Source organism: Nocardia sp. 852002-51101_SCH5132738 (genome assembly GCF_001665695.1).
GTDB classification, from domain to species: domain Bacteria; phylum Actinomycetota; class Actinomycetes; order Mycobacteriales; family Mycobacteriaceae; genus Nocardia; species Nocardia nova.
This window is the reverse complement of the sequence record NZ_LZML01000107.1, coordinates 1-13,186: the sequence shown is the minus strand read 5'-3', so window position 1 is coordinate 13,186 and position 13,186 is coordinate 1. Positions and strand designations below refer to the sequence as shown.

Sequence of the window (13,186 nt, the reverse complement as noted above, 5' to 3'; positions counted from 1 at the left end):
AGCCGGTTATGGATGCGGAATTCGCCGAGCGCCACCGCAGCGTTCGCGCACAGGCGCTCGGCACCCCTCGGGGCCGACTCATCGGCGCGATGGTCGAATGTGTCGGCGCCCGTGGCTTTTCCGCGACGACACTCACCGATATCGTCGCCCGTGCCCACGTATCGCGAAGCACCTTCTACGAACACTTCGGCAACAAAGAACATTGCTTCGTCGAGGCTGTCCACACGGGTATGGAGATGATCCGCGCCCGGATCGTCGACGAACTGGCACAACTGCCCCGGGATGCCGATCCGCGCTGCCGCATCGCCACCGTGATCACCACGTTCTGCGCGGTGATCGCGTCCGAACCGGATTTCGCGCGGCTGATCCTGGTGGAATCTCTGTTGGTCGGCGAAGCGAGCACCGACTTCCGGGACATGGCGCTGGACCGGTTCACGACCATGTACCGGAAATATCACGACAAGGCCCGCGCCGCGGACCCCGGGATACCGGAACTGTCGGACGAGCTGATCGCGCTGGTGCCCGACGCCATCGGCGAGCGCACCCGCCGTGTCCTGGTCCGCGACGGCGCACAGCGCGTACCCGAATTAGCGCCCACCTTCATCGAATTCGCCAACGCCGCACTGGGTTTGGCGCCGGCACCGGTGCACGCGTAGCGAGCGAGGCTCCTGCGCTCGCGCCGGGCACGGCGGCGACGGTGCCACCGAACCGCGGCAGGCGGGCGCCCCGGGACTATTCCGCGCGGGCGGCCAGGACCGCATCGTAGAGTTCGCGGCGCGACACCCCGCCCGCACGCGCGGCGACCTGTGCGCACGCGTCCTTGAGGCGAATTCCGTCGGCGACCAGTTCCTCCACCTCGTCCACCAGATCGACGGGATCGGCCGAGACCGGTTGCGCCCCTTCGACCACCACCGTGATCTCTCCGCGCGCACCCTCGACGGCCCATGCCGCCAGCTCACCGAGTCCGCCGCGCACGACCTCCTCGTAGGTCTTGGTCAGCTCCCGGCACACCGCGGCCCGGCGTTCGGGGCCGAGGACCTCCGCCGCATCGGCCAGACAGTCGGCGAGCCGGTGCGGTGCCTCGAAGAACACCACCGCGCGCGGCTCGGTGACCAGGGTCGCGAGCCACTGCTTGCGCTGCCCCGACTTTCGCGGGGCGAAGCCGTCGAAGCAGAACCGTTCCATCGGCAATCCGGACAGGGCCAGCGCGGTGGTGACGGCCGAGGGGCCGGGCAGGCACGTCACCGGCAGATCCCGTTCGATACATGCCGCGACCATCCGGTAGCCGGGGTCGCTGACCGAGGGCATCCCCGCATCGGTGACCAGCAGGACCGTCTTACCGGACTCGATCTCGTCCAGCAACAACGGGATTCGCGCCGCCTCGACGTGATCGTAGAAACTCACCACACGTCCGGTGATCTCCACCTCGAGCGCCTTGGCCAGGGCCCGGGTCCGGCGCGTGTCCTCGGCGGCCACGACGTCCGCGCTCGCCAGGGCGTCGCGCAACCGCTGCGACGCGTCACCGATATCGCCCATCGGCGTCGCCGCCAGCACCAACCGCCCGTCGTGCTCGCCCATCGCCGTCCTTTCCACCGCCGCCCCACCATCCGGACCGGCCACCACGCACCCGCGCCCGGTCCGGGCAAACGCTACCCGGGTGCGCAATCGCGCCCGAGGCCGCAGGTGCGCCGTGCGGGTCGGCTCACCGCCGCGCAGCCCACCGCCGCACACCGCATACGATCGGAGCGTGACCCAGCTGACCGATACGCGACCGGCGATCGGCGCGGGCCCGGCCTTGTCCAGTCCGGCGCCGCTGCGCCCCGCACCCGATTTCGGACCGACCGACCGGGCCCGGGGCTGGCTGGTCACCATATTCCTGACGGCGGTCGCGGCGGTCACCCGGTTCACCATGCTGAACTACCCGACCGACGCCGGCACCCCGGTCTTCGACGAGAAGCATTACGCACCGCAGGCCTGGCAGATGCTCACCGGGGGCGGGGTCGAGGACAACCCGGCCTACGGGCTGGTGGTCCATCCGCCGGTCGGTAAGCAGATGATCGCGCTGGGCGAAGCGATATTCGGCTACACCAGCTGGGGCTGGCGCTTCACCGCGGCGGTCTTCGGGTCGCTGCTGGTCCTGCTGGTCATCCGCATCACCCGGCGGATGGCCCGGTCCACGCTGATCGGCGCGATCGCGGGCGTGTTGTTGATCGCCGACGGCGTGACGTTCGTGTCCTCGCGCATCGGCATGCTCGACATCTTCCAGGCGGTCTTCGTCGTCGGCGCCTTCGGCTGCCTGATCGTCGACCGCGACGAGATGCGGGCGCGCCTCGCCCGGGCCGACGCCGAGGGCCGAATAGCGCCCGCGGCGCGAGCGACGGGCCCGGAGGCGGCAGCGCGCGTAACCACGGCGGGCACCGGGAGCGCCGCCATCGCATTCAGCGCCTTCGGCCCGCGACTGGGGGTGCGATGGTGGCGGTTCGGAGCCGGTCTGCTGCTGGGATTGTCGTGCGGAACCAAATGGTCGGGCCTGTATTTCATCCTGTTCTTCGGGCTGATGACGGTGTGCTTCGATGTGGCCGCGCGCAAGGCCTACGGGGTGCCGCGCCCCTGGGTCGGTACGGCGGTCCGTGATATCGGACCCGCCCTGTATGCGCTGGTGCTGATTCCGCTGCTGGTCTATCTGACGTCCTATTGGGGCTGGTTCGCCAGCGAGGACGGCTACGACCGCTATTCGGTGGGCAATGCCGTCGGCGCCGGCGGCACCTGGTCGTGGGTGCCGGACGCGTTGCGCTCGCTGTGGCACAACCAGGCCGAATCGCTGAAATTTCATGAAAGCCTGACCAATTCGGCCGGTAACCATCATCCCTGGGAATCCAAGCCGTGGTCGTGGCCGATGGGTCTGCGCCCGATGCTGTACTACTACGCGGACAACGGCGTGACCGGATGCGGGCAGTCGGTCTGCGTGAAGGCCGTGATGCTGATCGGCACACCGGCGATGTGGTGGTTGTCGCTGCCGATGCTCGCCTGGGCGTTGTGGCGCACCGCGACCCGGCGCGACTGGCGGTACGCGGCGATGCTGGTCGGCTACGGCGCCGGGCTGCTGCCGTGGTTCGCGGACCTGGACCGGCAGATGTACTACTTCTACGCGGTTCCGATGGCGCCGTTCCTGGTGATGGGTCTGGCCCTGACGCTCGGTGACATCTTGGGCCCGGCACCGCTCGTGCGGGCCCGGTCGGGACGATGGTTCGCGCTGGCCGGCGAGCGCCGGAGCCTCGGACTACTCCTGGTATGCCTGTATCTGGGTCTGGTGATCGCCAACTTCATCTGGCTGTGGCCCATCCTCACCGCCCTGCCGATCACGCCGAGCAACTGGCACGACCACCTCTGGCTGCCCAGCTGGCGCTGAGGTCCGATCCGGCTACGGGGTCTCGCCCAGCGCGGCCCGCACGTAGCGCAGCGCCGCCTCGTCGTCGAGACCCAATCGGCGTACCGCGGCAACGTATTCGGTGGCCGCGCGCCCGGCCGCGTCGCGAGTCGGATCCCCGGAGGAGGCGATGAACGACCCGAGCCGGCCCCGGGTCTCGAGCACACCGTCCTGTTCGAGTTCGCGGTAGGCGCGTGCGACGGTGTTCGGCGCCAAGCCGAGCTGGACGGCGAGCGCGCGCACGGTCGGAATCTTGGTACCGGCGGTGAGTTCGCCGGATTGCACCCGGGCCACGATGCCCAGCCGCAGTTGTTCGTACGGCGGCACCGTCGATTGATGGTCGACCGGGATATCCAGCATCGGCTTTCACACCTCGTCACGCGACAGCGGGCAGGACAGGCAGCGGGGCCCGCCCCGACCGGAACCCAGTTCGGATCCCGGAATGGTCAGCACCTCGATGCCCGCGTCGGCCAGCCGTGTATTCGTATTCTCGTTGCGTTCATAGGCCACCACGACCCCGGGCGCCAGTGCGAGGGTGTTGTTGCCGTCGTCCCACTGTTCCCGTTCGGCGGTCACCCCGTCCAGCCCGGTGTCGATGACCCGGAGTTTGTCGATGCCCATCGCCTCGGCCGCGGCGGGCAGGAACGGGTCCGGCCCGCTCATCCGCACCGAATCGCCGTCGGCCCGAATGGTGAACGCGCGCAACGAATTCTGCACACCGGGGTACATGACCACCGCATCGCGGTCGACCATGGTGCACACCGTGTCCAGGTGCATGGTGGCCCGGTTCTGCGCGATCGGCACCACCAGCACGGTATGCGCGAGGGCGTCGTCGAAGAGACTGCGCGCCAAGGCTTCCGCCCCCGCCGGGGAGGTGCGCTCCCCTACCCCGATCGCGACCACACCGGGCGAAAGCAGCAGGACGTCACCGCCTTCCATCGGCGCGGTGTGCGATTCGTAGGCGCGGCGCACGCCGAGGAAGCGCGGATGGAACGCGTACACCAGATCGGTGAGCGAGGTTTCGCGGGCACGGGCCGGCAGCGCCAGTGAGGTGATGGCCACCTTGGGCCCCACCCAGAACGACGAATCGCGGGTGAACAGCAGATTCGGCAGCGGATCGATGACGAAATCGGTGCCCTGGTGCATGCGCCGCACCAGTGAGGCGGCATCCGGTTCGAACGGCAATTCGTCGAAGGTCATGCCGGCCATGAGAGTTCGCGCCAGATCCGGTGCGGGCACCGCGCGCAGATAGGTCTTCAGATCCTCGGCCAGGGCGTAACCGATGCGGCGGGCGTCGACGGCGGCGGTGATGCCCATACTGCGTCCGGCGCCGCTGACCGCGAGCGTCTCGGTGAGCAGATCGGCGAGCAACAGCACCTCGACGCCGCGGCCGCGCAGCACGTCGGCGAAGATCTCATGCTCCTGCTGAGCCCGCTCCACCCAGGGGATGGCGTCGAACAACAGTTGATCGTTGTTGCGCGGCGTGAGTCGGCGCAGCTCATCGCCCGGGCGATGCAGCAGTACCGCGCGCAGCGTCCCGACCTCGGTCGTCACGGAAAACGGTCGCGCCGGGGGCACAGCCTCTGGTCCCATATCCCGACCGTAATGGGCCGCCGCCGGGTTGGCACGGAATTGTTCGCCGACCGGGCCGGATCCGGCGCCCGCCGATATCGGCCGCTGCGCGGCGGCGAAGTTCCCGGTTCTCGCCCGGCCGCCAAAAACCTGAAGTATCGTTGAGGTATGCAGCATACGACGTGGCAAGCCAAGGAGCTCACCCCCGGCCAACTGTCGGAACGCAGCGGCGTCGCGGTGTCGGCACTGCATTTCTACGAACGCGAGGGCCTGATCGCCAGCCGCCGCACCAGCGGAAACCAGCGCAGGTACTCACGGGAAACGCTGCGCAGGGTGGCATTCATCCGGATCTCGCAGCGCGTCGGAATTCCGCTCAGCGAAATTCGCAAGGCTCTCGACACCCTACCGGAGGGGCGCACCCCCAATCGCAAGGATTGGGAACGATTGTCGGTAACGTGGCGCACCGACCTCGATCAGCGCATCGAACAGCTCACCCGGCTGCGGAACAGCCTCACCGACTGCATCGGCTGCGGCTGCCTGTCACTGGGCAGCTGCCGCATCGTCAACTATCACGACCGGCTCGGCGACGAGGGCCCGGGCGCGCGCACCCTGGATGTGAGCATCGACTGCACGAAAGGCGAGGGATGCGAGAACCCGGCCTCGGCGAGCCGTGTGGCCGAGGACGCCGACGTGACGGGGTGCGCCGAAAAGATGTGCGGATGAGTCCCGCTCAGCGCAGGAAGCGGTTGAACTGGTCGTTGGCGCGACGCATCGTGAACTCGTAGGGCCAGGCGAACTTTCGCGCCCACCAGTAGCCGAAGCGCACGTCGAACGAGGTGTAGACGAGGAAGCGATTCTTCTCGATGCCGCGGAAGATGGCTCGCGCGGCCTGGTCGGGTGAGGCCGCGTGCGACTGGAAACGCTTCACGTACCGCTGGATTCGCGGATCGTCGCGGTCCACACCGGCGATCTCGACGGTCTGCACCAGGTGGGTGTTCACCGCGCCGGGCACCACCAGATGCACCGTGATCCCGTGCCGGGCCAGATCGAAACGCAGCACCTCCGATACGCCGCGCAACCCGTACTTGCTGGCGCTGTAGGCCGCATGCCAGGGAAATGCCAGCAGCCCCGCGGCCGAGGACACGTTGACCAGCGCCCCGCCACGACCGGCGCGCACCATCTCCGGCACGAAACTCTCGATGACGTGGATCGGGCCCATCAGGTTCACGTCGACCAGCGAACGCCAGTGCCGGTGCTCGAGATTCTCGACGGTGCCCCAGGCCGAGATGCCGGCCACGTTCATCACCACGTCCAGGCTGCCGTGCCGAGCGTGCACATCCTGGGCGAAGGCGGCGACCGCCTCGTACTCGCTGATGTCGAGAGCCCGCGATTCCAGCACCTTGCCGCCGGTGCGCCCGATCTCCTCGACGGTGTCCGCGAGTCCGGCGGCATCGATATCGGTGAGGACGAGTTCGGCCCCCTGCGCGGCGGCGGCGATCGCGGTCGCCCGACCGATTCCGCTGGCCGCGCCGGTGACCAGAGTCTTCTTGCCGCTCACGGACTTCAAGCGATCACGCACGCCGTTCCTCGAATGCTCTGCGGTGTGATGTCGGTGCTGGGCCGGCATCCGGACTGACTATCTCCGTTGCCCTGGAGCATACGTGTTCCCCGACACACCGCATCCGTACCGGGCCGCACGGGCACGTCACGGCTACGACAATCCGCGCAATACCGACAACATCCCGGCGACCGCGGCCGGCCACGGAAACTGTTCGGCCCGTGAGCGCGCGGCGCGCCGTCGCTGCGCCGCCGGACGGGCCAGCACATCGGTGACGGCCTCGGCGAAGGCCGACGGGTGATCGGCGGCCACGGCCCCGCATTCGGCGGTCACGATGTCGGCCAGCGCCGAGGAACGACTGGCCACCACCGGGGTGCCGGCGGCCAGCGCCTCGAGCGCCGCCAGCCCGAAGGTTTCGTGCGGCCCGGGTGCGAGCGAGATATCCGCACTGGCCAGCAGGGTCGCCAAATGCGTTCGGTCGTCGATGAATCCGGCGAAATGTACGCCCGGACGCCCGTCGGGCAGCGCGGCCACACCGCGCGCCTGCCGGACCAGCGCGTCGCGGCGCGGCCCGTCTCCGGCTACCACCAGCCGCACGTTCACCCCGCCCCGGCGCAGCTGATCCACGGCCTCGATACTGCGATCGACCCGCTTCTCCACCGACAGCCGCCCGCAGTGCACCACCAGATGCGAGCCCCCGAGCCGCGCGCGCAGGGCCCGATCGTGGCGATGCGGCGCGAACAACTCCAGATCCACACCCAACGGGACGAGGGCGACATTCGGAGCGTCGATCCGGTCGAATTCCGCGCGGGCGAACGCGGTGGTGCAGACCACCATGTCGTAGTCGGCCGCGGTGCGACGATTGGCGACGTCGGCGGCCCGCCGTGCGACCGAGGTGGGCAGCACCTGGCCGAGCAACCGGTCGAGGCGCTCGTGCGAGATCATCACCGACGCGACATCCCGGCGGCGGGCCCACCGCCCGAACCCCCGCAGCGTCAGCCGGTCCGACACCTCGAGCGCATCCGGCGCCAGCCCGGCCAGCAGATCCGCGACTCGACGGGGATCGGCTGCGCGATATCCGCCCGTCCACGGAATCCCCAATGCCGGCACGGTCATCCGCACCACACCGTTGGGCAGGACCTCCTCGTCCCGCCGCGCGCCCGGAACGATCAGCACCACCTCGTGCCCGGCCGCCACATATCCGGCGCCGAGATGATGCAGTGCGGTGCGAAGCCCGCCCGAACGCGGCCCGTAGAAGTTCGCCAGCTGAGCGATGCGCACGCGCCGATCGTTCCCGCCCCGCGAACCGGCGGGACGAACACCGGATGAATGCTCGCCGAAGGATGCACCAACCGCCCGCACCGCCCTGTCACGACGCGTCACCCGGCGGCGGGCCGGACCCGGATCATGCCGTGGGCGCGCTCGGACCCCAAGCGCGACAGCTCGGCGCGCACCGGAATCCATTCGGTGTCCTCGAACCGCAGCCGAAACACGAGTTTCCTTGCCGGGGAGTCGATTTCATCGGCAAATACGGCCGCGAACGCCGCCCGGTAGTCCCGCTGATCATCCGGATGCACGACCGGCCGTTCGGTGCTCCACCGTTCCAGCGGCGGTGGCGGCGGACTGATCCACTCGTACACCAGCCCCATCGCCAGTTCGACGAAGCCGACACCGGCGTCGGCCGACCGCGACACCGCCCGGGTGATCGCCAGATCGGTATCCGGGCGCGGCGGGCTGACGTCGGTGATCTCGTGCAGCAGCGCCCGGGTGACGTGCGCGGTGCGGGTCGAGGCGGCCAGATGCGGATCCTCGCGATGCACCCGGATCACCAGCTGAAAGTTGCGCACCATCTCGTCGTCACCGCGAATCGCCAGCTCCCCCTGCCAGCGCCCGGCCGGGTCGGTGCCCGCCACCACCGCGGTGTAGGCCATCCGCTCGTCGAAGCGCACCATCCGCCCGAACACCTCCGGCGGCGTGCGCACGACCCGCACCTGGTCGGGGGCGCGGGCGAAGGCGAGTTCCTCCAGGCCGGGGCCGTGGTGGGCGAGTTCGGTATCGGAATCCCAGTCCCATGCCGCGACCGCGCGCCGCGGCGGCGGTCGCCGTCCCTCGGCGCCGACCCACAGCTGCACCCCGTGCACCGCCCCGAACGAACAGAAGACCGGCACCGCGATCGCGGTCCAGCCGCCCTCGGACAACACGATCCAGTCGTCGGCCGTGACCGCCCCGGACGTCGCGGACGGAACGGCCGCTGCCGCGGTATCGACGGCAGCGGCGGCCAGCGCGGAGGCACCCGCCCCGAGCGAGCGCCCGGCGCGCGACAGATTCGTCCATTCCCGGACGCGCGACCCGTCGGCGACGATGGTCGGACCATTCGCGGGCGCGAGCGTTTCCACCAGCAGCCATGGCGAACCCACGGATTCGGCGCCTGCCATACCGAGGAATCAGATCCGATGCGCCCCAGGGGGAACCCGCGGGAGTTCGAGGTCGAGTGGGATCCGCCCCTCCGCCAGATGCGGTTCGGCCTCGTCGGCGGGCATCGGCCGCGCGATGAGGAAGCCCTGCGCCCGGTAGCAGCCCAGGCCGACCAGGGTGCGCGCGGCGACCGCCGTCTCCACGCCTTCGCCGACCACCCCGAGGCCGAACGAACCGGCAAGTCCCACAATGGATTTCACGATCGCCAGATCGTCGGTGCTGGCGCCGAGCCGCTGCACGAAACCGCGGTCGATCTTCACCGCGTCCACCGGCAGCGCCTTGAGATGCGACAGCGAACTGTAGCCGGTGCCGAAATCGTCGATCGCGATCTGCACGCCCATGCGCTTGAGTCCGCGCAAGGTCACCTGGGTGCGGGTCAGATCCGAGACCACGACGTGCTCGGTGATCTCCAGACATACCGAACTGCCGTCGATTCCGTGCCGGCGCAGCACATCCTCGACGCATTCCACGAAGTCCAGGCTCACCAACTGCACCGGTGAGACGTTGATCCGGATCACCACGTTCGAGGCCAGCCCGGCGCGCCGCCATTTCGCGAATTGCGCCAGGGCCGTGCGCAATACCCAGCGACCGAGTTCACCGGCCAGATTCGTCGCCTCGGCCACCCCGACGAACGCACCGGGCGGCAGCAGCCCGCGGGTGGGATGCTGCCAGCGCACCAGCGCCTCGAGCGCCACGATGCGCCCGGTCCGCAGGTCCACCTCGGGCTGATAGTGCAGCAGCAGCGAACCGTCGGAGACGGCGCCGCGCAGATTCAACTCGACGTCGTCCTGCAGTTCGAACTGCGCGCGCATGGCATCGGTGAACACCGCGACCCCGTTGCCCCCGCCGGATTTCGCCGACAGCAACGCGTGGTCGGCGCGGCGCAACAGATCCGCGACGGTGGTCTCACCCGGCATGCCCAGCGCCACACCCACACTCGCGCCGCGACTCACCGTTTCGCCGCCGACCGACACCCGGCGGGTGATCAACTGCTGAATCCGGGTCGCCTCGAGTTCGGCCGCGACCGGATCCACGGGTTTGGCCGGCACGATGACGAATTCGTCGCCACCCAGCCGCGCGATCATGTCGTTCGGATCGAGGTGTTCCTTCAGCCGCGCCGACAGCGTGCGGATGAAATTGTCACCGGCGGTATGCCCCAGAAAATCGTTGAGCGCCTTGAGCCGATCGAGGTCGAGGAAGAATGCGGCGACCGGTCCCGAACTGCCCGGCCGCAGCCGCTCCTCCATATGTTCGAGCAGGGCGCGCCGGTTGGCCAGTCCGGTCAGGTCGTCGTGCAGGGCGATGTAGCGCAGCCGTTCCTCGGCCACCACCCGGGCCTGCAATTGCGCCAGCAGCGCCGCGATCGCCTTCAGGACGTTGATCTCCCGGGTGCTCCACTGCCGATCGCCCCGTTTCATGAATCCGAGCAATCCGGTCGGCTCACCGCGCGACATCAGCGGAACGGTCGCGGTCGTCACATCGCTCAGTCCGGAACGGCGAATCGTCTCCTGATAGTCGGAGAATTCGGGGGTGGGGCGGGCGATCATCGGTTCGGTGGCGTGTTCGACGGCTCGGAACACCGAATCGGCCTGCTCGAAATACACCACCCGCAGCGGGTCGGGGTCGGGCACGTCCTGGCGTTGCGGCCATTCGGCGACCAGGACCGTCGCCCGGCGTTCCCGGTCGGTATGGCGGACGAAACTGAAATCGACGTCGAAGTAGTCGACCAGTTTGGCCAGCACTCGTTCGGTCGCCGCCACCATCGTCGTGGCGTCGACACCCATCAACTCCGCGGCGACCTGGGTCACCAACGAGTCGAGTGTTCGCCGAGGCACCTTGTCTCCGATCGCGCTATCCACGGCATGTCAAGGGAAGGACGTCCACGCCCCGAGCGTCGATGAATTCGCCCTGAACCGACGCTAGTGTATCGACGTATTGCGATGAAATCGCGGTGAGTTCGCGGAGAGGTGCGGCGGAGAATTCGCCGAGGACCGCGACGGGGCCCGTCCGGCGGGGTCGCACAGGGTGGTCAGCAGCCATATCGTCGCAGCGCCTCCGGTGCGACATCCAGCCCAGTCATACGGTTCCTACTCTGTTGCTGCGCGGCGCGGCGCGATCTTTCGGCCACCTCCGCTCGGCATGCGGTACCGCCGGTGTCGGGTATGGCCACCTAGGGAAGTATCCGTCATCCCTCCGGAATTGACCAGATGTCCGGCAAATCTTCCGAAACCTGAGCGCGGCGCACGGTATCGATCGAGGTCATCCAGTCGGTGTCATACACCGCACAGAACAAAAAGACCGCCCGGTTCCCATTTGGTTACCCGTTGGCAACCGAAAATCACACCAGAATTGAGATGAACAACTCCAGCCGGTCGGGACCACGCCACACCTCGATCTCCTCGCGATAAGCGCGGGTGATCTCGGCCGACGCGGTGGCGTCGTCGACCTGAGCCCAGACGTCCTCGACCGGATCGTGATAATCACCGTTGGGTTCGAATCGGGCATATACGCCCTTCGGGACGCGAATCATCACATCGCCGACCGGCACCTGTTTCGGTGCCTGATATTCGTAGCTGACCAGCACGTTGTAATTTCCGGCCGGGTCGGGCACGTACACGGTGTAGAGCGGACCGCCGATCTCACGATCGCGCAGCCGGTCCCGCAGGAATTCGATCAGTTCGCTGTTGCTGACCTTGAAACTCGGCCGGACCCGCGGCACCACCAGACCGCCGTAGATGGCCGCGTCGCGGACCACGATCGAATACGTCATCGGGGGTCTACCGCCAGGTACAGATCGATCTTGTACGCGTGCGGATAGCATTCGAAATCCCCGGTGAAGGTGCGTTTGATCTGATTGTGTTCCTCGGCGTAGGCGATCTGGGTCCACAGGTCGGTCATGATCTGCGGGAAATTGCCGACAGCGGAGAAACGCGCATAGGCGCCGGCGGGCAGACGGGACACGATATGCCCGCGCGTCACCCGGTCGAACGAGAGGCATTCGTAGCCGACGATCTGGGTGTTGAACGTGCCCAGATCGTGGGCGTAATCGGTATAGGAGCAGGCCAACGGGCCGCCCAGTTCCTGATGCAGGACGGCGGCCCAGGCGGCCTCGAGATCACGATCGCGCAGTTCTCCGAGGGCACGTTTCGGACTGCGCACCGGTAGCCCGGCGACCCACGTCTCGTCCCGCTCGACGATTTCGAACTGCATGCAAGAACTCTCTCGATGTGATCGCGTTGGGCCGCGCAACCGGTGCTGCGGCGGACCGTCCGGCTGGAAACGCCATGCTATCAACATCGAAAGCTACGGACCTGCACGTCTGCTGCCGGGACAGCTGATCATCCGACCGGTCCGGTACCAGCGACCTGTCGGCTTTTCGACCGACAGCGGCCTCCGTCCCGGGAATCGGGGATTCTCGTCGCCACCGCGAACACCTCGCGCCGGATCGAACGAATCGCCCACATGCCACGAATCGGCAGATACCGGACGGCGTGGCGTAGATCGCAAACGGTCAGCTATCGGAAGGGGTAGGTGTGACACGACCGCCACCGAACGGGCAGACTCGCAGGGGCATCGACCGAACGGAGGACCGATGGTGCGTCGCACCAGCCGCAGCGAACCACCGAACGCCGGCGCGGCGGCATCCGCCGACTATCCCGACCTCGAGGCCATGGATACGGCACTGACCGAATGCCGCGCCTGCCCGCGGCTGGTCGCCTGGCGCGAGCAGGTCGCCCGCGAGAAGCGGGCCGCCTTCCGCGACGAAACCTACTGGGGCCGCCCGGTCACCGGTTTCGGCCCCGCCGACGCCGCCATGCTGCTGGTCGGCCTCGCCCCCGCCGCCCACGGCGGAAACCGCACCGGCCGCATGTTCACCGGCGACCGCAGCGGCGACGTGCTCTTCGCCTCCCTCTACGCCATCGGCGCCGCCACCCAGCCCGCCGCCACCCGCCGCGACGACGGCCTCCGGCTGCTCGGCACCCGCGTCACCGCCCCCGTGCACTGCGCGCCCCCGGACAACAAACCCACCATCGACGAACGCGATCGCTGCCGGCACTGGCTGATCAACGAACTCGAATATCGACGACAGCGTGACCGCGGCGGTGTCGCCGGGGAGCCAATGAATGGCAATGGTGATCAGCACGGTCCCGAGC

13 protein-coding genes are annotated in these 13,186 nt (G+C 68.4%); 4 read left to right on the top strand and 9 right to left on the bottom strand.

What is annotated here, in order from left to right:
• Positions 1 to 8 precede the first annotated feature (8 nt).
• The gene (locus A5789_RS15960) at positions 9 to 656 is read left to right on the top strand and encodes a TetR/AcrR family transcriptional regulator (RefSeq protein ID WP_063009302.1); all 648 of its coding nucleotides are present in this window, start codon (positions 9 to 11) and stop codon (positions 654 to 656) included.
• A gap of 76 nt (positions 657 to 732) precedes the next feature.
• On the opposite strand, the gene rsmI is transcribed toward A5789_RS15960, so the two are convergent.
• Entirely contained in the window at positions 733 to 1,578 is an 846-nt protein-coding gene (rsmI, locus tag A5789_RS15955) for a 16S rRNA (cytidine(1402)-2'-O)-methyltransferase (protein WP_063009300.1), read from the bottom strand.
• Positions 1,579 to 1,747: 169 nt separating this feature from the next.
• Here rsmI and A5789_RS15950 point away from each other — a divergent pair, with 169 nt between their 5' ends.
• Positions 1,748 to 3,409 (top strand): dolichyl-phosphate-mannose--protein mannosyltransferase, encoded by a 1,662-nt coding sequence (locus A5789_RS15950; RefSeq protein ID WP_064901816.1) that lies wholly within the window; start codon positions 1,748 to 1,750, stop codon positions 3,407 to 3,409.
• A 12-nt stretch (positions 3,410 to 3,421) separates the two neighbouring features.
• On the opposite strand, the gene A5789_RS15945 is transcribed toward A5789_RS15950, so the two are convergent.
• On the bottom strand, positions 3,422 to 3,787 hold the full coding sequence (locus A5789_RS15945; protein ID WP_030515196.1) for a GntR family transcriptional regulator: 366 nt from the start codon (positions 3,785 to 3,787) through the stop codon (positions 3,422 to 3,424).
• A gap of 6 nt (positions 3,788 to 3,793) precedes the next feature.
• Complete coding sequence (arcA, locus tag A5789_RS15940; protein ID WP_063009294.1) at positions 3,794 to 5,020, bottom strand: arginine deiminase; 1,227 nt, start codon at positions 5,018 to 5,020, stop codon at positions 3,794 to 3,796.
• Between the two features lie 147 nt (positions 5,021 to 5,167).
• Here arcA and soxR point away from each other — a divergent pair, with 147 nt between their 5' ends.
• Complete coding sequence (soxR, locus tag A5789_RS15935) at positions 5,168 to 5,722, top strand: redox-sensitive transcriptional activator SoxR (RefSeq protein WP_064901807.1); 555 nt, start codon at positions 5,168 to 5,170, stop codon at positions 5,720 to 5,722.
• 7 nt (positions 5,723 to 5,729) lie between these two features.
• Here the strand turns inward: soxR and A5789_RS15930 are convergent, their stop codons facing one another.
• The 6 genes from A5789_RS15930 to A5789_RS15905 all read right to left on the bottom strand — a co-directional run bounded on the left by A5789_RS15930 (position 5,730) and on the right by A5789_RS15905 (position 12,242).
• Positions 5,730 to 6,626, bottom strand: a complete 897-nt coding sequence (locus A5789_RS15930; RefSeq protein WP_064901808.1) for an SDR family oxidoreductase — start codon at positions 6,624 to 6,626, stop codon at positions 5,730 to 5,732.
• Positions 6,627 to 6,710: 84 nt separating this feature from the next.
• On the bottom strand, positions 6,711 to 7,838 hold the full coding sequence (locus A5789_RS15925) for a glycosyltransferase (RefSeq protein WP_064901809.1): 1,128 nt from the start codon (positions 7,836 to 7,838) through the stop codon (positions 6,711 to 6,713).
• Between the two features lie 98 nt (positions 7,839 to 7,936).
• Positions 7,937 to 8,992: a GAF domain-containing protein gene (locus A5789_RS15920; protein ID WP_064901810.1), complete on the bottom strand. Its 1,056-nt coding sequence runs from the start codon at positions 8,990 to 8,992 to the stop codon at positions 7,937 to 7,939.
• Between the two features lie 9 nt (positions 8,993 to 9,001).
• The gene (locus A5789_RS15915; RefSeq protein WP_064901817.1) at positions 9,002 to 10,816 is read right to left on the bottom strand and encodes a bifunctional diguanylate cyclase/phosphodiesterase; all 1,815 of its coding nucleotides are present in this window, start codon (positions 10,814 to 10,816) and stop codon (positions 9,002 to 9,004) included.
• 554 nt (positions 10,817 to 11,370) lie between these two features.
• Positions 11,371 to 11,802, bottom strand: a complete 432-nt coding sequence (locus A5789_RS15910; protein WP_030515189.1) for an effector binding domain-containing protein — start codon at positions 11,800 to 11,802, stop codon at positions 11,371 to 11,373.
• A complete protein-coding gene (locus tag A5789_RS15905) occupies positions 11,799 to 12,242 on the bottom strand; it encodes a GyrI-like domain-containing protein (protein WP_030515188.1) in 444 nt (147 codons plus the stop codon). Before A5789_RS15905 ends, A5789_RS15910 begins: the two co-directional genes overlap by 4 nt.
• Positions 12,243 to 12,702: 460 nt before the next feature.
• Between A5789_RS15905 and A5789_RS15900 the strand changes: the two genes are divergently transcribed.
• Positions 12,703 to 13,186: uracil-DNA glycosylase family protein (locus A5789_RS15900; RefSeq protein WP_304528570.1), on the top strand; the 484-nt coding region annotated here is incomplete at its 3' end.